This is a genomic window from Siphonobacter sp. BAB-5405 (assembly GCF_002872335.1).
In the GTDB taxonomy this organism is placed as follows: domain Bacteria; phylum Bacteroidota; class Bacteroidia; order Cytophagales; family Spirosomataceae; genus Siphonobacter.
This window is the reverse complement of the sequence record NZ_NJAG01000011.1, coordinates 153,869-175,378: the sequence shown is the minus strand read 5'-3', so window position 1 is coordinate 175,378 and position 21,510 is coordinate 153,869. Positions and strand designations below refer to the sequence as shown.

24 protein-coding genes are annotated in these 21,510 nt (G+C 47.0%); 15 read left to right on the top strand and 9 right to left on the bottom strand.

The window, feature by feature from the left end; genetic code table 11:
• Positions 1-106: 106 nt before the first annotated feature.
• The 4 genes from BWI97_RS10860 (at position 107) to BWI97_RS10845 (ending at position 3,610) form a co-directional block, all read left to right on the top strand.
• A complete protein-coding gene (locus BWI97_RS10860) occupies positions 107-1,054 on the top strand; it encodes a DUF3078 domain-containing protein (protein WP_102201016.1) in 948 nt (315 codons plus the stop codon).
• Between the two features lie 50 nt (positions 1,055-1,104).
• On the top strand, positions 1,105-1,437 hold the full coding sequence (gene mscL / locus BWI97_RS10855; RefSeq protein ID WP_094809396.1) for a large conductance mechanosensitive channel protein MscL: 333 nt from the start codon (positions 1,105-1,107) through the stop codon (positions 1,435-1,437).
• Positions 1,438-1,589: 152 nt separating this feature from the next.
• Positions 1,590-2,945 carry a UDP-N-acetylmuramoyl-L-alanine--D-glutamate ligase gene (gene murD, locus BWI97_RS10850; RefSeq protein ID WP_102201015.1) on the top strand — a complete coding sequence of 452 codons (1,356 nt, stop codon included), beginning with the start codon at positions 1,590-1,592 and terminating at the stop codon, positions 2,943-2,945.
• 5 nt (positions 2,946-2,950) lie between these two features.
• Entirely contained in the window at positions 2,951-3,610 is a 660-nt protein-coding gene (locus tag BWI97_RS10845) for a hypothetical protein (RefSeq protein ID WP_094809398.1), read from the top strand.
• A gap of 75 nt (positions 3,611-3,685) precedes the next feature.
• Here BWI97_RS10845 and BWI97_RS10840 read toward each other — a convergent pair whose 3' ends face one another.
• The 7 genes from BWI97_RS10840 to greA all read right to left on the bottom strand — a co-directional run bounded on the left by BWI97_RS10840 (position 3,686) and on the right by greA (position 10,460).
• Positions 3,686-4,582: a DUF4249 domain-containing protein gene (locus BWI97_RS10840; RefSeq protein ID WP_102201014.1), complete on the bottom strand. Its 897-nt coding sequence runs from the start codon at positions 4,580-4,582 to the stop codon at positions 3,686-3,688.
• A 789-nt stretch (positions 4,583-5,371) separates the two neighbouring features.
• On the bottom strand, positions 5,372-5,725 hold the full coding sequence (locus BWI97_RS28310) for a hypothetical protein (protein WP_233207808.1): 354 nt from the start codon (positions 5,723-5,725) through the stop codon (positions 5,372-5,374).
• Between the two features lie 71 nt (positions 5,726-5,796).
• A complete protein-coding gene (locus BWI97_RS10835; RefSeq protein WP_233207807.1) occupies positions 5,797-7,680 on the bottom strand; it encodes a TonB-dependent receptor in 1,884 nt (627 codons plus the stop codon).
• Positions 7,681-8,177: 497 nt separating this feature from the next.
• On the bottom strand, positions 8,178-9,068 hold the full coding sequence (locus BWI97_RS10830) for a hydroxypyruvate isomerase family protein (protein ID WP_094809402.1): 891 nt from the start codon (positions 9,066-9,068) through the stop codon (positions 8,178-8,180).
• A 74-nt stretch (positions 9,069-9,142) separates the two neighbouring features.
• On the bottom strand, positions 9,143-9,430 hold the full coding sequence (locus tag BWI97_RS10825) for a YciI family protein (RefSeq protein ID WP_102201013.1): 288 nt from the start codon (positions 9,428-9,430) through the stop codon (positions 9,143-9,145).
• Positions 9,431-9,433: 3 nt separating this feature from the next.
• Positions 9,434-9,826, bottom strand: coding sequence for an HIT family protein (locus tag BWI97_RS10820; RefSeq protein ID WP_094809406.1), 393 nt, complete (start codon positions 9,824-9,826; stop codon positions 9,434-9,436).
• 160 nt (positions 9,827-9,986) lie between these two features.
• Positions 9,987-10,460: a transcription elongation factor GreA gene (gene greA, locus BWI97_RS10815; protein ID WP_094809408.1), complete on the bottom strand. Its 474-nt coding sequence runs from the start codon at positions 10,458-10,460 to the stop codon at positions 9,987-9,989.
• A gap of 508 nt (positions 10,461-10,968) precedes the next feature.
• Here greA and fmt point away from each other — a divergent pair.
• The 9 genes from fmt to BWI97_RS10765 all read left to right on the top strand — a co-directional run bounded on the left by fmt (position 10,969) and on the right by BWI97_RS10765 (position 18,475).
• Positions 10,969-11,883 carry a methionyl-tRNA formyltransferase gene (fmt, locus tag BWI97_RS10805; RefSeq protein WP_199182004.1) on the top strand — a complete coding sequence of 305 codons (915 nt, stop codon included), beginning with the start codon at positions 10,969-10,971 and terminating at the stop codon, positions 11,881-11,883.
• A 63-nt stretch (positions 11,884-11,946) separates the two neighbouring features.
• Complete coding sequence (locus BWI97_RS10800; RefSeq protein ID WP_102201012.1) at positions 11,947-13,299, top strand: L-serine ammonia-lyase; 1,353 nt, start codon at positions 11,947-11,949, stop codon at positions 13,297-13,299.
• Positions 13,300-13,403: 104 nt separating this feature from the next.
• Positions 13,404-13,898, top strand: a complete 495-nt coding sequence (locus tag BWI97_RS10795) for a dihydrofolate reductase (RefSeq protein WP_102201011.1) — start codon at positions 13,404-13,406, stop codon at positions 13,896-13,898.
• A gap of 142 nt (positions 13,899-14,040) precedes the next feature.
• Entirely contained in the window at positions 14,041-15,246 is a 1,206-nt protein-coding gene (locus BWI97_RS10790) for a DegT/DnrJ/EryC1/StrS aminotransferase family protein (protein ID WP_094809416.1), read from the top strand.
• 44 nt (positions 15,247-15,290) lie between these two features.
• Positions 15,291-15,494: a DUF2281 domain-containing protein gene (locus BWI97_RS10785; RefSeq protein ID WP_102201010.1), complete on the top strand. Its 204-nt coding sequence runs from the start codon at positions 15,291-15,293 to the stop codon at positions 15,492-15,494.
• A 2-nt stretch (positions 15,495-15,496) separates the two neighbouring features.
• Positions 15,497-15,883 (top strand): type II toxin-antitoxin system VapC family toxin, encoded by a 387-nt coding sequence (locus tag BWI97_RS10780; protein WP_102201009.1) that lies wholly within the window; start codon positions 15,497-15,499, stop codon positions 15,881-15,883.
• Positions 15,884-15,926: 43 nt separating this feature from the next.
• A complete protein-coding gene (locus tag BWI97_RS10775; protein WP_094809422.1) occupies positions 15,927-17,006 on the top strand; it encodes an iron-containing alcohol dehydrogenase family protein in 1,080 nt (359 codons plus the stop codon).
• Positions 17,007-17,034: 28 nt separating this feature from the next.
• Positions 17,035-17,886 (top strand): 3-deoxy-8-phosphooctulonate synthase, encoded by an 852-nt coding sequence (kdsA, locus tag BWI97_RS10770; protein WP_094809424.1) that lies wholly within the window; start codon positions 17,035-17,037, stop codon positions 17,884-17,886.
• Positions 17,887-18,040: 154 nt separating this feature from the next.
• Complete coding sequence (locus BWI97_RS10765) at positions 18,041-18,475, top strand: hypothetical protein (RefSeq protein WP_141217379.1); 435 nt, start codon at positions 18,041-18,043, stop codon at positions 18,473-18,475.
• Between the two features lie 57 nt (positions 18,476-18,532).
• On the opposite strand, the gene BWI97_RS10760 is transcribed toward BWI97_RS10765, so the two are convergent.
• Entirely contained in the window at positions 18,533-19,405 is an 873-nt protein-coding gene (locus BWI97_RS10760; protein ID WP_094809428.1) for a sugar phosphate isomerase/epimerase, read from the bottom strand.
• 152 nt (positions 19,406-19,557) lie between these two features.
• Positions 19,558-20,145, bottom strand: coding sequence for a riboflavin synthase (locus BWI97_RS10755; RefSeq protein WP_102201107.1), 588 nt, complete (start codon positions 20,143-20,145; stop codon positions 19,558-19,560).
• 150 nt (positions 20,146-20,295) lie between these two features.
• Between BWI97_RS10755 and BWI97_RS10750 the strand changes: the two genes are divergently transcribed.
• Entirely contained in the window at positions 20,296-20,901 is a 606-nt protein-coding gene (locus tag BWI97_RS10750) for a DUF1684 domain-containing protein (RefSeq protein ID WP_102201008.1), read from the top strand.
• Between the two features lie 36 nt (positions 20,902-20,937).
• Positions 20,938-21,426, top strand: coding sequence for a hypothetical protein (locus BWI97_RS10745; RefSeq protein WP_094809432.1), 489 nt, complete (start codon positions 20,938-20,940; stop codon positions 21,424-21,426).
• Positions 21,427-21,510: the final 84 nt, after the last annotated feature.

Sequence of the window (21,510 nt, the reverse complement as noted above, 5' to 3'; positions counted from 1 at the left end):
TTATATAGTTTTTAGAATAATCATAAGTATTTATAAGCATAAACGTGGGCTTATTTAAGAATTATAAATATTTTTGCTCATATCCTATCTAATGTTTTCCTAATCCATGGTATCTAAAAAAGTAATCTATCTTCTACTACTATTAAGCTCATTTTCTTTCTTCGCTCAAGCCCAAACAGAGCCCATCCCCGTAAAAAAAGACACGACGTACTGGCGAAAGAAAAAAGAATTCGGCCTGAATTTTAACCAGGGTTCGTTTAGCAATAACTGGCAGGGTGGGGGCGTCAATAACCTGGGTTTAGGGGCTTTTTTTAATGCCAAAGCCGAATACCGCAAAGAGCGGGATAGCTGGGTGAACGATTTTCAGAGTCAGTTTGGCTTTCAGAAAATCAAGGATCAGGAGTTTCGAAAGAGCATTGATCGTTTGTTTTTTGACTCAAAATACGGCCGGAAATTAGGGCAGGATACCATTTGGGCTTTTGTCGCTAACCTCAACGTACTGACCCAGTTTGCCAATGGATTTGACTTTAATTACGCTTACGCCAATCAAACGTATCCACACATATCAGGTCTGATTACGCCTTTCTTTTTAACGGAAGCGATTGGTATTGAGTGGCGACCCACTTCATTTTTCAATCTGAACTTTTTACCGGGCTCCGTACGCCATACCATTCTGGCTGATAAAGATTTGTACCGGGAAATTGACGCTCGCAATGCTACCGAAGTAGAAGCGGGCGGCACACCTTATGAGTTCAAAAACTACGGCGTCAAGCGGGGCAACCGAGCCTTAACGGAAGTAGCCCTGATGCAGCTGGTAGCTAACTTCGATAAAGACATTTTCAAAAACGTAAACCTGAAGTTCCGTTACCAGGCCTTTGCCAGCTTCAAAGATCTGGCGGCAATCGATAACCGACTGGATGCAAAGATTACGGCTAAGATCAACCGTTTCCTCAATTTTAACTTCGATCTGATTGCCCTATACGATCAGGATCAGGTTACCAAAATTCAATATGCTCAATCCATGGGATTAGGATTTTTGTATACCTTTAAGTAATCTTCTGGTAATCTACTCAGTTATCGTTTGCACCTTAAAACCTTACCGTCATGCTAAAGGAATTTAGAGAATTTATTGCCAAAGGAAATGTTCTGGACCTGGCCATCGGGGTAGTCATTGGAGCGGCCTTTGGAAAAATTACTACAGCTTTGGTAAATGATATTCTGATGCCACCCATCGGCTTATTGTTAGCGGGAGTTGATTTAAAGGATGCCAAATGGGTATTGAAAGCAGCCAATGAAGCGGCCAAGCAACCCGAGGTAGCTATTACTTACGGTTCTTTTCTACAGGTGGTGATTGAATTCATGATTATCGCCTGGGTATTATTTTTAGTAGTAAAAGCAGCCAACCATACGGGTTTGATGCAGAAGAAGGAGGAGTAAGTGGATTGCCTTACTACCAAAAAATAGTCTGATCTTCGGGTCAGACTATTTTTTTGGTAGTAAGGCAATCCTTTTCGAATGTGATCCGGATACTCATCATGTGAAATACAGGATTCAGCCCTTAAATTCGCCTCAATAGATCGTATACAGACATCATGGCAAAAAAGATTGTGGTTTTGGGCGGCGGCGAAAGTGGGGTAGGTGCCGCTTTACTCGCTCAGGCTAAAGGGTACGACGTTTTTCTATCCGATAAAAGTGAACTCGGTGAAGCGTATCGCAACCAACTACTTGAACACGGCATTCCATTCGAGGAAAAACAACATACGGAAACTCGAATTTTCGAGGCGGATGAAGTCATCAAAAGCCCCGGCATTCCTGATCATATTCCTTTAATCAAAAGCCTGCGGGAAAAACAAATTCCGGTCATTGGGGAAATTGAGTTTGCCGCTCGCTTCACGAAGGCCCGTCTCATTGCGATTACGGGCTCGAATGGAAAAACCACCACTACGCTGTTGACGTACCACCTCCTAAAAACGGCAGGACTGAACGTAGGTCTGGCCGGAAACATTGGGGATAGCTTCGCCAAACAGGTCATTACGGATTCCTTTGACTATTATGTGTTGGAAATCAGTAGCTTTATGCTCGATTCAATGGTTGAGTTCAAGGCTGATATTGCCATTCTGACCAATATCACGCCCGATCACCTTGACCGCTATCAGTACGATTTTCAGCAGTATATCGATTCTAAGTTTCGTATTCTACAGAACATGGGTCCGGCGGATACGTTCATTTACTGGCAGGAAAGCGAAGCAATCGCTCAGGAATTGGGCAAACGCACTATTATTTTCCAAACCTTGCCTGTTTCGACCCATACACAGCTAGCTAAGGGAGTGTCTATCACTGATACTCAGCTCATCGCTCGTACGGCGACGCAGGAGTTTGAAATAGCATTAGCGGATTTGCCCATTGCGGGTACCCACAATGCGTTGAATGCAAGTTGTGCTGTTTTGGCCGCTCTTTCGCTGGAGGTCTCCAATGAAGCAATTCGCGAAGGCCTGCGGACGTTTCAAAATGCTCCGCACCGCCTAGAGCCCGTAGGAGAATTGAAAGGTATCCGTTTCATAAATGATTCGAAAGCGACCAATGTTGATTCCGTATTCTTTGCTTTGGGCAGTTATACGGAACCGCTGATTCTAATCATGGGAGGTGTCGATAAAGGCAACGATTACACGCAAATTGAAAGTCTGGTGGTCGAAAAAGTTAAAGTGCTGATTTGTCTGGGTACCGACAATACGAAACTCCAGACATTCTTTAACGGGAAAATACCCTTCATTCTGGAGACGCAACACATCGAACAGGCCGTTGCGTGGGGATATGAATACGGCACTGCTGGCGATGTGGTACTCTTATCACCCGCCTGTGCCAGTTTCGACTTATTTAAAAATTACGAAGATCGGGGTAACCAGTTCCGCTCGCAGGTACAGCAACTGATTCAGAAAAATAGCTAGAAACAATGAAAACATACGGCTGGATTTTCGCCTGCATTTGGGCTGTCCCGGTCTGGGGGCAGGTAAACACCAATCAATTCGGAACTAATCAAATTGAAGGCGGTAACCAGATTGCGGTGGGAGCCTATACCGAGTACGAAAATCAGCCGTATCTACTGGAAGACTGGTCCAAAGGCTACCTGAAGGCAACGACAGGAAAGTGGTATGCGGCTGAAAAGCTGAATTATAATGTATCTACCAATCAGCCGGAGTTTCAGCAGGGAGAAAAGCGGTTCAATCCTAAACTTGATTTAGCCGCTTTTACGCTCGGAGATACCGCCAGTGGCGTATACTTTCAGAATGGCTTTCCAGCCATCGACCAGCAGACAGCGAAGAGTTTCTATCAGGTATTAAGCAAAGGCTCCGTAAAGCTGCTGAAATACACCAAAGCTGCGTTGCTAGACGTAACGAGCTTTAATTCAGCTACAAAAAAGAAACGCTTTGATTTTAATGAGGCGTACTACGTGTACCGACCCGACCAGAAAATCATACGCGTTAAGAAAGATAAAAAATCAGTACTGGAAGCCTTGCCTGAGCAGGCCACCCGAATTGAGGAAATAGCTGGTCAGCGAAAATTGAAACTGAAAAACTGGGAAGAGATTCGGCAGGTGCTGGCCGAACTGTAAACCTGCGTTCGTATCAATAAAATAAACCCCGGCTTGATAAGGCCGGGGTTTTCTATGTAAAGCATACGGGTGTTGTTACAAATTCTTTACCTGAACGACGTAAGCTCCAAATACACCCAGACCATTCTTGATGTTGGAATAAACGGGTACCGCTTCAGCAAACGGATTATCGCCTACTTCTCGCTGTAATTTAACGGTACGGAAGAATTCGTAGTAGTTACGATCTACGTGGTATACAAACGAGTACATAGGGGCCGAACTCGTGATCTTTGGATCAGTTTTGCTGGTGGATTTACCGAGCAGGAAACGCATTGTGCCCGTCGTAAAGTGCTGATCCGTGGTCTTTGAATCATCCAGAAACGCAATGACAGCGGCATTTTTCAAACGAACGCAGGTAGAGTCACCTGCAAGTGTTTTAATTTTAACGTTGGTGCCTTCGCCACTACCCACCATGTAATAATTCGTCTTGTTAGCTTCCGTATTGGTCCAGCTTAAGCTTCTTTTACGATAAACATTATACGTTGAAGCGTCAGCCAGTTCATAACTCAGGTCGCTGTCTGTTGCATCCAGCGTACGGATCATCTTCGGGATTGTGCAGGTAGCTTCCGTTGCAGGCAGTCCCGGAGCCGTTACTTTTAACGTGTATGTACGTCCAGCGACCAGCATAAAGTCTTTAGCCTGAATCTTATACGTACTATTTTTATTATTCGTAAGCTTTACTTCCCTGTTTCCATCGGATAGCAGAACCGTAGCATCCAGTACAGGATTGCTGATACTGCGACTGCCGCTACCTTCACCCGTAATCGGACGATTTTCATTCACAATAGCCGTAATCTCAGTATCTGTAGGGTTTAGGTAGCATTCTACGATCAATTTGGGATCGCTCGTAATCGTAATATCGTCAGATTGTTTAACGCAGGAGGTAAGTCCGAAGACAAGTAGAAGGGCGGACAGGACGGAGAAAGCTTTCATGATTCTGTTTCGACAAATCGTTAACAATGAGCGGTTAGGCACTAGTATTCCTGACAGACTTGTAGGGGAAGTCTGGAGAGTTTTAAATGATTATGAATGACTTGGCGGAATACGCGATCAGCTTCAGTGGTCAGACTGAGGCCGAAACACAACTAGTAGCGAGAGCGTAGCGGTCTCTGGCAGGTAGCAGTTGTTTTTAATCGAAATAAAGCATGGGCATGACTCGCACCGAGACCGTCAGGTCCCTCAGGGGAATCATCACTTGGCGGAGTGTTTGTCGCTTAGTTGGGTGGGATCACCCTGGCGGAGAAAAAAGCGAACGATTTCAAATAATGTGACGCTTCATACTATAGTCTTGAAACGTCCTGACATGGCATCGGTACTGTAGCGGTTACCAATTATCTACTTTAAAAATAGTTGTTGTCGTTTGACATTACAAATATGGCAGATTGTTATGTTTTATATTTTTCAATTCGATCAAGTGTAAAATATAGTCTGTATTTGGTAAATGTATAAGGTTGTTTGAACTTGATATTTATCAAAACTGCCCTGAATGGCTTCAAATGCCCTTTTTTTAACAGGAAAGGAGTAGTGAAAAGTAGAAGTAATACTACACGAGAATTCAAGTATTACTACAAAACTGAGCTATGTTAAGGGCGGATTTGGAGAAGCAGCGAAAAGGTACTACTCGTACCTACGAGTGCTGGATACGTATAAAAACAAAAAAAAGAGAGTGGAATATCCTCTCCCTTTTCCGTAATCTGCTCTATTATTATGAAACTGCTTTTATTAGAATTTGAAGTTGTAGGAAACGCTCGGCAATGCCGGGAACAGCGTAACCTGCTTCAGTGTGTTTACCGTTTTCTTCGCCCCGGCTACGGTAGATGTATTCGTAGCGTCGAAGTAGTAGAAAAAAGGGTTTTGGTGGTTTGTAGCGTTGTACAGGCTAATTTCCCAGATACGCTCGTGGCCGTTTTTAGCTTTATGAAATTGTACGCCTACGTCTAAACGCTGGTAGGCAGCTGCCCGAAAATTATTCCGTTGACCGTATTCATTAAACACCCGTCCGGTGTAGTAATTTTTTGTATCGCCTAACGTTTTCACCGACGAATTTCCCTGAATCCAGTACTGCCCCTGAGGCAACGTCAGAGCCTGACCGGTTCCATAAACGTAGGTAGCGGATACAGTTACCTTACTGTTCAGGTGATAAATTCCTACCAGCGAAACGTCGTGGCGGCGGTCATAGCGAGCCCAGAATTTTTTGCCAAAATTGAGTTCGTCAAATTGCTGCTGCGTCCACGAGAGGGTATATCCTGCCCAGCCCGTAAAACGTCCGGTTTTTTCTGCAGTAAAAACTCAGCACCGTAGCTCCAGCCTTTTCCCTGGGTAATCTGATTTGCCCAGTTTCCTGCATTTGCTGTACCGAACGAAAGCGAGCTGGCTCCTTCTTTGTACGCAACCATATGATCCATGGTTTTATAAAAGCCTTCGGCCGTAAAGCTCAGACCTGAACGCATATCTTTCGCCACACCCAAAGCAACCTGTTGCGAAAACTGAGGAGCGATGTGATCGGAAGCCGGAACCCACAAATCCGTGGGAAGTCCAATTCCTGAGTTTGTCAGCAAATGAACATACTGACTCATGCTGGCGTAGGAGGCTTTTACCGCCCAGTTACGGGGCATGGTATAGGCAATGGCCAGACGGGGTTCGGGCTGTACGTACGTTTTACTTTCACCCTGGAAGCCGCTTACGCGTAACCCTGCATTTATTTTCAGTGCTGGAATGGGGCTGTAGGTGTCTTCTACATAAACGGCCCCTTCTGTACCATTCAGCTGGACGGCGTTTCCAATGATGGGGTCATTTTGGGTGCCTACCGTCGTTTTACTGGAGGGCGTAAACAGGTGGGAAGTCGCCGTTATTCCCGTTTTGATTACGTGTTGAGCACTGGGAATCCAGGTTAGGTCCGATTTAAAAATCAGATCCCGAATATCAGACTGATTATTGAGATGGTACGTCGTGGTTTCCTCGTCATTGACTAGATCCCGATTCATGCGGGCCAGTGAACGGTACTGGGAGTATACCGCCGATGTCGTCAGGGAAAGACCTGGATTGAACCGGTGTTTCCAGCGTAAGGTAGCTGCGGTGTTGCCCCAGTTCAGGCTTCCGCTTTCGTTAGAAAGCTTGCTGTTGGTTTTGTATTTGAAATGATCGTTTCCAGTGTAAGCACTGATGCTTACGTAATCATCGGGCGTTACGTCGAAACTGGCTTTCAGGTTTAGATCGTAGAAATAACCCGTATTGTTTTTCATTTCACTAATGAACGGGCTCAGCACCAGGTCCGCGTAGGTACGGCGTCCGGATACCAGAAAAGAAGATTTTCCTTTTTTGATTGGTCCGTCAAAGGTAAATCGGCTGGAAATCAAACCAATGCCGCCTTCACCGTGTAACTTATGCTGATCACCATCTTTCATTTCCATTTCAATGATGGAAGATAACCGACCGCCCTGATGAGCGGCAAATCCACCTTTGGTCAGGTTAACGGATTTAATGGCATCGCCGTTAAACAGCGAGAAAAAACCAAACAAGTGGGAAGTGTTATAAATCGGAGCGTCGTCGAGCAAAATCAGATTTTGATCGGGTCCGCCACCGCGTACATACATACCCGTCGAACCCTCCGCACCTTTCTGTACACCCGGCATTAATTGCAGGGTTTTAATAATATCTTTTTCGCCTAAAAGCGTAGGAATCTCTTTGATCTGCTGAATGGGTACGGAAACGGAGGACATTTGTACCGATTCAGAAATTTTGCCTGAAGTGCCGGATTGGCTTTTTACAACTACTTCCTTCAAAGTGGTATTTTGAGGCTGCATTTCAATGTTCAAATCCACGTTGGAAGTAATATCGGTAGCCATGCTTTCGGTTTTGTAACCAATAAAGGAGAAAGCGATTTTTACGAACGGCCGACCGGGTAAGGCGATGGAATAATAACCATTCATGTCCGTAATGGTACCGAGGCCTAAGTTGGCAATGGATACCGTTACGCCGGGTAAAGCCGATCCTGTTTGAGCTTCCCGCACGTAGCCCCGAAGCGTCCGCATGTTTCTATCGGTTGAGGCTAATTGCTGTGCGTAAGCAACTCCCATACCAATCCATACAAATAGAGCTATACTTCCAATATGAATACTTGATTGCAGCGGTTTCATAAAAACGATAGAGCAAATGAGCGGTAAAAACGATTGCGTGACTCGTATTTTGACCTTGCGGCCCGGAACGATTTCGCCTGTAAAAGCCGGTGGGGTTCTTGCCGTTTGACTGTACAAAGATGAAGGCAAAATGAAGGGTAGGGGGGCGTAATTCGATCAACCGTACTAAACAGCGGCTGACCTGCAAAAGCAGCGGGATTTTGAAAAAACGGCGTTCGGGAAAGTATTTCTGGACGTTTCTATTTTACGTTTTTTTCGGAAAAAAGGCGGAACAGATCTACGAAGAATGAGCATAAACGGTACCGGTTCAAAACGGAAGATGGGAAAGGAATGGAGCAAAAAAAAGAGGAGCCTTGAAAGGCTCCTCTGGGAGTGGTTAGCAAGCTTTGTGTTTACACATCACAAATCAGGACACCCTGCTTGAGGGACTCCAGCATGCCGGCTTTATCCTTCGGCGTTGGAACGAATTCCTGACCAATATATCCTTTATAACCCGTCGCCACGAGTGCTTTGACGATGGCGGGGTAATAAATTTCCTGTCGATCATCAATTTCCGTACGGTTGGGCATGCCACCCGTGTGGTAATGGCTAATGTACTGTCCGTACCGCTGAATGTTACGAATGTGATCACCGTGCATGGATTGCATGTGGAAGATATCGTAGAGCAGTTTAAAACGCTCGGAACCTACGGCTTCGCATAAGGCCGACCCCCACTGGACGGTATCGCACTGGTAATCCGGGTGGGAGTGGCGGGAACTGAGCAACTCCATGGTAAGGGTGACCCCATTTTTTTCCGCCGTCGGCATGATCCGCTTGAGTACTTTCTGGCAATTCAGAATGCCCTGGTAATCATCCAGACCATTCCGGTTTCCTGAAAAACAGATCAGGTTGGTAACGCCAGCTGCCTTTGCTTCGGGAATAAGCTTTTCGTACAAATCAACCAGCTTATCGTGGTTTCTGAGGTTATTAAAAAAGCTCGTCAGTCCTGTACCGTCGGGCCATTTGTCGGCTTGGCCTAAGGCAGAAGTCAAGCCGTATTTGGCCAGTGTAGGCCATTCACTTGGGCCAGTCAGTTCAATGGATTCAATACCAATGTTTTTACAGGCCTGAGCGAATTCATCGAGTGGAATGGAGCCAAAGCACCACCGCGATACCGAATGTTTAATATTGCCTTTTAACTTAAGCAGGGGTGAGGCCGCTGCCTCCAGAGAAGTACCCAAAGTAGGAAGGGCTGCTACCGTGGCTGCTGAAGCCGTTTTCTTCAGCATGGAACGTCTATTCATAAACAGGTTTTATACAAGAGAGACGACGAATATACAGAAAACCCTAAACAGACCATAGGGTAAGGTAGAAACGATTAGACATCGGCTTGCCGGAAGGGTTTAATTTCAACCCGATCCCAGACTTTCTCCAGTAGGTAAGGTTCAGTTTCCAGCCATTTCATCAACATGAATTCTTCCGGGAAGTCCATAATTACCACCGATCCGATCATTTGCCCGGTATCGGATAAAATGGCTCCACCCATAATGAAGTGACCCGCTTGTTTTAATTCCCGCATGCGTTGCAAATGGGCCGGCCGGGCCTGCATGCGGCGATTGAGGGCGTTTTCGTCCGTAAAGTCATACGCCTGAATGTAGTACTGCATAGCTCACACATTAGCTCTGATGCGACTGGCCGTAGCAGCCAGTTCATCCGGGGAGAACTGTAGTTTGGGGTTCGAAAAATTCATGTCCCGCATGGACTGCATGGGAATCAGGTGGACGTGGGTATGCGGCACTTCCAGCCCAATGACGCTTACGCCAATCCGCAGACAGGGACAGGCTTTCTGAATGGCTGGAGCCAGTTTTTTAGCAACCAGCATCAGGCCCGTCAGTGTGTCATCGTCCAGGTCAAAAATGTAATCCACTTCTTTCTTGGGTACCACCAGGGTATGTCCTTCGGTGAGCGGCGAAATATCCAGAAAGGCCAGATACTGATCGTCTTCGTATACTTTATGAGCGGGAATTTCGCCCTGAATGATTCGCGTGAAGATAGAAGCCATGGTAACGAGGTTTACGTAAAATAGAATAGGTATGCCGTTCAAAAATAAACAGAACAGCGTAAAGTAGCCAAAGGTGACGGTTTGACAAGGGGCGAAGGGCATAAAAAAACGAGGTTTGATACCAGATCAAACCTCGTTTGCAGTAAAAATCAAGTTTTACCTAGCGGGAAATTTCGAGTACTTCAAATTCCGCTTTTCCATTGGGTAATACTACTTCGGCCATTTCGCCCACTTGTTTACCCAGCAAGCCTTTGCCAATCGGTGATTGTACGGAAATCTTACCCGTTTTCACGTCAGCTTCTGTTTCAGCTACTAATGTATAGGTTGCAATCATGTTGTTCCGCTTGTTTTTAATTTTCACAGTTGACATAATCGCTACTTTCGAGCTATCAATAATGGACTCGTCGAGAATACGGGCATTAGCCAGCAATTGCTCAAGTTTTGCAATTTTCAATTCGTGCAAACCCTGAGCTTCTTTCGCTGCGTCATATTCTGCATTTTCGGACAAATCACCCTTATCACGGGCTTCCGCAATCTGATGAGCAATATGCGAACGGCCTTTGGTTTTCAGTTCGTGTAATTCGGCTTTCAGCTTATTGAGACCTTCTTCCGTGTAATAGGCTATATTTCCCATAATCAGTAATCTAATTTTATAGGTTTAACGTTTTTTACTAGCTCTCTGCCAAGAGGCTACTGGTTGAGTTAGAACGAGTAAGCACAGGATAAAAATCAGGCAGTGTAGTGAATAACGGCCTGATCTTCAGTATGCCTGTGCTTGTGACTTCTAACGTAACGACAAAAAAAAAGAACGGTGACAAGATCGTTCTGCTGACAAACCCCCTGGGTTTACTTTACAGAGTCAATCTTCTCGCCGAAGTTCCAACAGCAACCGCTTCTATCTACTACCTAGCAGCTGCTTTGTTATTGGATGAACAAAATTAGCACTTTTATCGCCAAAAGCAAGTGAAATCGTAAGTCTTTTCGGAAGAGGAAGCGGCCCAATAGCGATGCGAAAGCCTGAAGCGGTCCGTTTAAAAGTGCTTATGTTTGTGCAGAAAAAAAGTGTTTTATGCCGACAGGATACCGATTGTCGGGCACTCTTTTAGCTTTTTTGTACTTAGACTTTAAAGACGTACGCACGCATGAGAATTATATTTCTGGGAACGCCCGAATTTGCCGTCGAAAGCTTACGCACCCTGGTGGAAAACCAGTGCGAAGTAGTGGCGGTCGTGACGGCTCCCGACAAGCCCGCCGGGCGGGGCCAGCAATTACAACAATCGCCCGTGAAGCAATACGCCGTATCGGTGGGATTGCCCGTGTTGCAACCCGAGAAGCTGAAAAACCCGGAATTTCTGGAAGAACTCAAAAGCTATCAGGCCGACCTTCAGGTCATCGTTGCTTTTCGGATGTTACCCGAAGTGGTATGGAATATGCCGCCCAAAGGTACGTTTAACCTACACGCCTCGTTATTACCGCAATACCGCGGAGCTGCTCCGATTAACTGGGCCTTGATGAACGGTGAAACGGAAACGGGCGTAACGACGTTCTTCCTTCAACACGAAATCGATACGGGTCCACTGATTTTTCAGGAAAAAGAACCCATTAGCGAGGACGATACGGTGGGATTGGTGTACGAGCGACTGATGAAACGGGGAGGTCAGTTGGTACTGAAAACCGTTCGGGCCATTGAAGCCGGCGAGTATCCGCAGATTCCGCAGCCGGAAGTTGAAGAAATCAAGATGGCTCCGAAGATTTTTAAGGAAACCTGCGAGATCAACTGGCAGCAATCCGCTGCTTCCGTTCGGAATCACATCCGGGGTTTGTCGCCGTACCCGGCGGCCTGGACCACGCTTCTCGGCAAAAACTGTAAAGTATACCGGGCTTCCTTTGCTGAACCAACGGAAGAAGCCGAACTCGGCAGCTACCGTACCGACCACAAAACGTATTTGCAATTCCGGTGCAGCGATGGCTGGCTGGCGATCGACGAGCTACAACTGGAAGGCAAAAAACGCATGGGCATTGAAGAGTTTCTCCGGGGGATGCAGGGCAAGCTTTAGTTTCGGATTCGTACGCAGTTTTACACGTTCTATACTACTTCATCGACATACCTGACGGTATATATGATTACCACCTCTGTATTTGACCTATTTAAAGTAGGACCGGGCCCTTCGAGTTCGCACACGATTGGTCCCATGAAAGCAGCGTACGATTTTCTTCAGGAAATCCGGAAAGAAGAACAGTCCGGAACTTCCGTAGAAATTCATTTATACGGGTCCCTCTCGGCGACGGGCAAAGGACACGGTACGGATCGGGCCATTCTGGGCGGATTGCTGGGCTGGCTGCCCGATACCTGCGATCCGAAAGCCCTGCTGGAACTAATGACCAAGCCGGACCAGACGTATACTTTGCCCGTACCCGGCGAAATTCGGGTAGGGGAAGCCGACTTTATCTACCACCGGGGAAAAACGGACTTTCCGCACCCGAATACGATGATCCTTAAACTGACGGATGCTTCACAGCAGGTGTTGCTGGAACATGAGTACTATTCGGTGGGCGGCGGCTTCATTCAGCGAAAAGGGCAACCGATGGAAGGGACGCGGGAAACCGAAGCCCGTTTTCCCTACGAGCATATGGAAGGCTTGAAAGCACACCTTCGTACGTCGGGATTAACGCTGGCATCGCTGATGATTCAGAATGAAAAATCACTGACGGGGCTAACCGAAAAGGAAATCAACCGGAAACTGGATTTCATTATTGAAGCGATGGAAAAGGCCGTGAAACGCGGCTTACGGGCGAAAGGAACGCTACCCGGAAAAATCAAACTTCAGCGGAAAGCTCCACTGGTGTACGAACAGGCCAAAAAACACTCCCTGACTTCCGATAGCTTTCTAATGTTTCTGAACGCCTATTGTCTGGCGGCTTCGGAGGAGAATGCGGCGGGGAGTATTGTCGTCACGGCTCCTACGTCGGGAGCTTCCGGCGTATTCCCCGGATTGACGTATCTGATGAAACATCACTTTCATTATTCGCCCCAGAAAATGCGGGAAGGCTTACTGGCCGCCGCCGCCATTGGCTTTCTGGTGAAGCACAATGCGAGTATCTCCGGAGCAGAAATGGGTTGTATGGGCGAAATCGGGACGGCTTCGGCGATGGGTGCTGCGATGTTGGTATACGCGGCGGGTGGCAGTATCGGTCAGGTAGAGGCCGCCGCCGAAATTGGGATCGAACACCACCTGGGCATGACCTGCGACCCGATTGGCGGGTACGTACAAATTCCCTGTATTGAACGCAACGCGATGGGAGCCGTAAAGGCTTACAATGCGTATTTGCTAGCGATGGCCAGTGATCCTTCGTACCAGAAAATATCCCTGGATAGCGTACTGAAAGTGATGCGGGCCACGGGCCGCGACATGTCGCAGAAATACAAGGAAACTTCAGAAGCCGGTCTGGCCCTGAGTATGACGGAATGCTGATTGTCGTTGATGGTTTTTAGTTGTTCGTTGATGGAGTATAAGAGAAAGGTATCACAATCTAAAACCAACAACTAAAAACCATCAACCAACAACTAAAAACAAAAATGATACACCTCGTCGTAGCGGTGGCTGAAAATGGAGCCATTGGAAAAGATAATCAACTGTTATGGCATCTGCCGGATGATTTGAAGCAGTTTAAAAAACTCACTTCGGGCCATACCGTGGTGATGGGTCGGAAAACGTATGAATCCATCGGAAAACCGTTGCCCAATCGTACCAATGTGATTATTACCCGGAATGAAAACTACGAGGCATCGGGCTGTATCGTCGTCTCTTCCTTGGAACAGGCGATTCGCACGGAATCCGACGTGTACATCATTGGCGGAGCCGAAATCTATCAGCAGGCGTTACCGTTCACCGATCGGATTCATTTGACGGAAGTACAGGCATCGGTTGAAGGTGATACCTTCTTCCCTAAACTGGATTCAGCGGAATGGCATGAACTCAGCCGGGAGACGCATCCCACGGATGAAAAACATACATACGCCTTTGATTTCGTTGAACTGGAACGGAGTACCATCGAAAAAATAGAGGCTTAGCCAAGCGGCTATTCCCGGAATAAGGCAAAGGCAAATCAACCTTTGTCCCGGAGAATGTCTACTTTTGCAGGCGTACAAATTTCCCCGAAAAAGGGAAGTTTGCTGAACAGTGAAAAACCGTAAAAACAGAAAACAATAGATTATGCCAGGTACCGAACTATACGGAGCAGAAGAACGCCAGGAAATTAATGATGTACTGGAAACCGGAATGTTCTTCCGTTACAACCACGACGCTCAACGCAATAACATCTGGAAAGCCCGCGAATTTGAAGCGGAGGTATGTAAACTCGTCGGAGCCAGGTACGCTCATGCCGTATCTTCCGGCTCAACGGCCGTACAATGTGCCCTGGCGGCGGCGGGTATCGGTGCGGGTGACGAAGTAATCGTTCCGCCCTTTACGTACATCGCCACGGTGGAAGCCGTACTGATTGCCGGAGCTATTCCCGTGTTCGCTGAGGTGGATGAAACGCTGTGTATGAGTGCAGAAGGCATCCGTAAGGCTCTGACGCCGAATACGAAAGCCATTTGTCTGGTACATATGTGTGGTCAGATGGCCGATATGGATTCCATCATGGAAGTGGTAAAAGAGCACAACCTGATTCTGGTGGAAGACGCCGGACAGGCCATGGCCGCCAGCTACAAAGGTGTATCGACGGGCCTGTGGGGGGTAGCCGGAGCCTATTCCTACGACTTCTTCAAAATCGCGACGGCCGCCGAAGGTGGCGTGATGGTCACGAACGATGAGCGGATTTATAAGCTGGCCGACAGCTACTCCGACCATGGTCACGATCACATTGGCAACAACCGGGGGATGGAACAACATCCGGTGATTGGTTTCAACTTCCGCATTTCGGAGTTACACGCCGCCATCGGAAAAGTACAAACCCAGCGGGTACCTTACGTACGCGAAAAAAATAACGAGTACAAAAAATACCTGATGGAGAAACTGGGACAGGTTCCCGGCGTATCCTTCGCCACCATTCCGGACCCTTCGGGCGATTCAGCGACGTTCCTGAACCTGCTGCTGCCCGATACGGAAACGGCGGGCAAAGTAGTGGCTGAACTGAACGCCGCGGGCGTGGGAGGCTTTAACTACTGGTATACCAATATGTACCACTTTATCAACCAGTGGGATCACCTGAAAGAAATGCGTACGGCGGCTCGTCTGGGCGTGGAGAAATTCGGTGCTCCGCAGGACTACGCAAATCTGGACATTCCCAAATCACAGGAAGTCATTGGTCGGCTGATTTCGTTCGGAATCCGCGTTACCTGGACTTACGCAGAAATCGACACGCTGATTGAAAAGGTGTCTGCAGCGGTACAAAAAGTACAGCAGGTAGAAGCCTAAGCAGTGAAGAGTTAGCAACGGAAAGGCATTTAAAGCATATTACGATGTTAAGTACAACCTTGTTATCCGAAATCCGATCCCTCAGTCCTGAATTACAGCAGGAGGTGGAGCACTTTGTCCAGTTTTTGAAAACGAAAATGGACCGGGAGTCTACGCTAAACGAACGGGAGTATGGTTATGCGAAAGGTAAAGTACACCTGAGTAACGACTTTGATGACCCCCTGGAAGCGTTCGAAGAATATTGCTAAAAATGGATGTATTACTGGATACGCATGCTTTACTCTGGTTTTATGGCGGTGATGAATCGTTGCCAGTAAAACTGAGAGAACAAATCAAAAGCTTTGACAACCGATGCTATTTGAGTATGGCAAGCCTCTGGGAAATTACCATTAAGCTGAGTTTGGGAAAGCTTGAGTTAGGCACCAGTCTACGGGAATTTTTCGATTTCATCGATCGGAATAATTTTCAGATCATTCCCATCGAATTTGAACATTTGCTGACTCTTCAACAACTGCCTCTTTTTCATAAAGACCCTTTCGACCGCATCATTATTGCTCAGGCGTTGACTGAACAGCTAACGGTAGCTTCGAAAGATCGTTTTTTCCAGGATTATGCTTTACCTATGGTTTGGGAATAACTTCCCTGAAGCCAGTCCTGAATGATAATTGAACAATAGTACCATGCATAAGAATTTCAAAGGAATTGAAAAAACCGTTTACGGACGGGGCAGTTTCAGTCAGCTGGGAGATATTCTGGCACCCAAGCGGACCGAAAATAATCAGTATTTCGTCTTCATTGTGGATCAGTACTTCAAAGGGAAGGATCTCGAAAACCGCATCCCCGCGGAAGCCAAAGATCTGGTGTACTTCATCGACGTAGACGTTCACGAACCGACTACCGAGCAGATTGATACACTGCGGGACGAAATTCTGGCGAAACAGGGTCTTCCTTCGGGTGTCGTCGGGATTGGCGGTGGTTCGGTCATGGACATTGCCAAAGCTCTGTCGCTGATGCTGACCAACGAAGGTTCTTCGACGCTGTATCAGGGTCTGAATCTGGTGAAAGTACCGGGCGTGTATCACGTCGGAGTACCGACGATTTCGGGTACCGGAGCCGAGGTTTCAATGACGGCGGTACTAACGGGCCCGGTTAAAAAACTGGGTTTGAAGTGTGAGTGGACCGTATTTAACCAGGTGGTACTCGATCCCGAACTGATCGCTACGGTACCAACCGACTGGTGGTTTTATACCGGGATGGATACGTACATTCACTGTATCGAATCCGAAAACGGACACTTCAACAACGCCTACTCACACGCCTACGCCGAGCAGGCCATGAAACTTTGCCGGGATATTTACTTAGGCGAAAATGCCGGACAAACGCCCGAAAACGACGACAAACTAATGGTAGCTTCCCTCATGGGCGGCCTGAGTCTGACGTATTCGGAAGTAGGCGTTTGCCATGCCCTGAGTTATGGCCTGTCGAAAATTCTGGGTACGCGTCACTGCTACGCCAACTGTCTGATCATGAATCACCTGGAGGATTACTATCCCGAGGGGGTTGCCGAGTTTAAGCAGATGGTGAAACGTTTTAACGTAACTTTACCGCAGGGACTGGCCAAGGAATGGGACGACGAAACCATTACCAAAATGGCTCACGTTTCCTACAATCTGCCCCACATGTGGCTGCACGCCATTGGTGAAAACTGGCAGGAAGTGATTACCATTGATGTACTGAAGGATTTATTCAAGCGGCTCTAGTAGTCGTTACCCCTTAAAAATTAAGATTATGTCGCAGAAAATCGTACGGGTTGGCGATATCGAATGTGGATCCGATGAGTTGTTTCTCATCTCAGGTCCCTGCGTTATCGAAGACGAAAAAATCATGATGACCGTTGCCGAAAAACTCAAAGAGATTTCGGAACGTCTCAATATCAAGATGATTTATAAATCATCGTTTCAGAAGGATAACCGCTCGAGTCTGGATTACTATTCTGGCCCCGGTCTGGATAAAGGAATCAAGATTCTGGCGAAAGTGAAGGAACAGTTTGGTTTTCCTCTGCTGACGGACATTCACTACCCCGATCAGGCAGCTCCCGTAGCTGAAGTAGTGGACGTACTCCAAATTCCGGCTTACCTGTGTATGCAAACCATGCTGGTAACGGCAGCGGCCCAGACGGGTCGGGTCGTAAACGTGAAGCACGGTCAGTTCCTGGCTCCGGAAAACATGAAACATCCGGTGAAGAAAATTGAAGATTCCGGCAACGATCAGATCATTCTGACCGAACGGGGGTACACCTTCGGCTACAACGATCTCGTGGTCGATCCGCGTAGCTTCTACCACATGGCTCGTACGAATTATCCCGTGGTGTTCGACGTAACGCACGCCATCCGGAAGTATGGTATTCCTTCCAAAGATTCCAAAGGCGGTGCTCGCGAGTATCTGCCCGTACTGGCTCGGGCTGGTGTGGCTGCGGGTGTAGACGGTCTGTTTGTGGAAGCTCATACCTGCCCCAGCGAAGCTCTGTGCGACGCGGCCAGCCAGCTGGATATTAGCTTACTGGAAGAATTCCTGAAACCCTTACTGGAACTCCACGCCGTAGAAGTGAAGTACCGGAATACGTTAAAGGAGCTGGCTTAAAATCTGGCATAAGAATTTTGGAGAATGGTTGACTTCGAGTCCTGAAGTCAAACTCAGCAAAGCCCTCGGAGCATTCTCCGGGGGCTTTTTCTTTTTTGTCCAGCCAGAGAAATAGACGGAAACGTTACATTTTCTCCAAAAATTGATCAAATTTATGGCTCAACAATCAACCCAACGGCCGGTTATGGAGGAAATCTCCCGCAACCTTACCCCCAATTTTTACATTACGAATAATGACGTTGAAATCATTGATGCCTTAGTTGACAATGGGGAAATGTTCAAAGATTTTTCGCGTAGCCAGGTTACTTCATTTTTGTGGGGAGAAGATTTTGCTCTGGTGTTATTTTTCGCTGACGATTACGATCGCGGCTTTACCATGTACGTAGTGAGGGATTTTTCCGTGAATGTGCGGGACATGGCTCAACTCATCTTTGCTATTGACGAAATTCTAAACCAGGGTTATAACTACCGTCTATTTCACGCGGCCCGTAGTAAAGTAGAAGAAATGCTGTACATGGCCCCGACTTTCCGGGCGATGTGGGATAAAGCCGATCCGGAGGAAGAGGAAGATCAGCAGTATGGGTACTAAAAGCAAAGGTCAGTCGAAACTCGACTGACCTTTGCTGCCTCTATTACTACCGGGAAATCAACCCCACTTGGCCTTTTGAATATTGTCGATACTGGTTTTGATGCATTCCATGGGTGGGCGTTTGCAAACATCCTGTTCCACAAAATACTGCTTCAATCCTGCTTGCTTCGCGTGCTTGAATAAGTCCGCGAAATCAATACTGCCCGTACCTACTTCCGCGAATTCCTGCTGGGGCGTTTTCGCCATGTCCTTAACGTGCCAGAGCGGAAAACGACCGGGATATTTCGCAAAATACTCGGCGGGTTTCTCGCCCGCTTTTTCCACCCAGTACAGGTCCATTTCCATTACTACGGGTGTATTCTTGAGTAACAAATCGTAGGGCTTTTCGCCGTCCACTTTTTGCGTAAATTCAAAATCGTGGTTATGGTAACCCAGTGTTAACCCGGATTTTTTCGCCGTTTCGGAGCTTTTCGTCAGTAGACCGAATAACTGCTTGTAATCGTCCGCCGAGCGTTCGTCGTCCACCAGATAGGCTAGTACTACGTATTTTTGTCCGATCGCCGCTGCATCTTCAACGGCTTTCTCCCAATTGCGGGTCAAACCGTCGCCCGTACCAAACTTCGTGGATCGACCCGTGGTATAGTGTCCACTGACGGCTTTCAGTCCGTTGTCCTTCAGAATTTTGTTATACTCAGCGGGCGTTTTACCAAAAAACTTACCCTGATTATAGCTAAAGTTCTCTACCTGTTTGTACCCTAGCTTGGCTACCTGTTCGAGTACCCGCTCAATGCCCTGCTTCTGAATATCATCGCGAACCGTATAGAGTTGTAATCCAACGGATTTCGCCTGTGTAGCAGCCAGAGCTTCGAGTCCGACTGCGGAAAGAGCACCTATTCCTAAAGATGCCTGAATAAAATTTCTACGGTTCATAAAAAGCAGTGAATAGCTTTCTGTATTAAGTCGAAAAGTAAACGTCTTCAGTGTGTAGACTGAATAAACGAACGAGCTAATGTATGCATCCGTACGTGAAAAATGGAATATGGTAATAATTAATTTGGTTTTAATGCGAAACAGAAGCTCGCTTAAACCTGACCCAAGAGCCGTTTGACGTACTTGCCCACAATGTCGAATTCCAGATTGACCGTATCGCCTTCGGCCAATGCATGAAAGGTTGTATGTTCGTAGGTATACGGAATGATGGCTACGCGAAACGTATTAACGCCGGAATTAAAAACCGTCAGACTGATTCCGTTGATACAAATGGATCCCTTTTCTACAGTTACGTTCCCCAGTGAAGCGTCGTACTCGAAATCAAACAGCCAGCTGCCGTTTTCATCCTGTACCCGCGTACACACGGCCGTCTGGTCTACGTGCCCCTGAACAATGTGCCCATCGAAACGGCCGTTGGCCTGCATGCACCGTTCTAGGTTTACAGTAGATCCGGCCTGTAGACGTCCCAGATTACTTTTTTTCAACGTTTCATCAATCGCCGTCACCTGATGGTAGCCATCGCCTACGGCAATGACCGTCAGACAAACACCATTGTGCGAAACGCTCTGATCTATTTTCAGCTCCTGAGAAATCGGAGACTTGATGCTGAAGGTAACGTTAGTACCTTCAGTGGTAAGTTCGGTGACCGTTCCCAACGCTTCAATGATTCCAGTAAACATATTATTATTGGCTTTTGCCGTTAAGTTGTAGATTTTTGCACTGCTGAGATACAGCAAAGTTGCAATACAATTGGTTCCGAATAGAGCGGAGCTCCGAAAGATTGAAACTTTCATTGTCTAAACGCTAACATTCAGCGTACCGATCGTACTATGTCAGGAAGAAAAATACTCTTATTCGTTGTTGCTGCCGCCATTCTGGGGATTGTGGTCTATTCCTTCAGTAGTAAGAAAAAAGGCTCATACGCCGATGATTTGCGGATGGAGCGGCTGGAGAAGGACCAGAATTACCGGACTTCCAGCGAATCACCCATCAAAGACAAAGCCGGGTTTCAGGGGCTGAAATATTTTCCGGCGGATTCTACGTATGAAGTATTTGCGAAGCTGGAAGAAACTGAAAGCACGAAAACCTTTGCGGTACAGATGACGGGCGGGCAGACCGAGACGTATACGTTATACGGAAAAGTCCGGTTTGAGCTACAGGGAAAATCCTGCGAACTGCTCGTCTTTGAAAGTACGGAGGCGGGTACGCTTTTCATCCCTTTCAAAGATCAGACTTCGGGCAAGGAAAGTTACGGCGGGGGTCGTTACCTGGACATTCCCGAAAGCGACATCACGGGAAATCGGGTTACGATTGATTTTAACAAAGCCTACAACCCGTATTGTGCGTATTCGCCGGAGTATACGTGTCCCATTCCTCCGAAAGAGAATAATCTGCCGATTGCCATACGGGCGGGAGAACTGGCGTACCATGAGTAGTGATTGATTTTAGGAAACTGTTAATGCCTGTATGCGATGAGTTATTTAATTAAGTCAGTGGAATCAGGGTTTGAAATCTACTCGGAGGCTGAAAATCCTGAAGTAACGTTTACCTATGACAGTTGGTTTTCGAGTGTAGGCCAGGCAGAAGTGAACCAGCGGAAATTGAAGATTAAATCCAAAAATGCCTGGGCTTCCAAATTCGACGTGTTTATTGACGGTGTCGATCAGGGGGATATTGTGTTTAACTGGATGGGACAAATCATCATCCGTTTGTCCGTAGATGGTCCCGAAAAGGTATACTTACTCAAAAGCCGGGGGGTATGGAATCACCACTTTATTCTGGAAGATACTGAAGGAATTACGCTCATGCTCATCATTCCGAAGTACAACTGGAGTAATCTGAATTACGAGTACCAACTAAAGATTGAAGGTAACCAAACCGTACCGCTTGAACTGGTGACGGCCTGTCAGTACGCCATTAATTTGTACATGACGATGCTAACCACGGCAGCAGCGACCTAGCAGGATAAGTTGGAAATCGGGCAAAGTAAACCGTTCAAACTTGTTACTTCTCTATAAACTTTAAACCAAAAAAGCGGCCCTAGA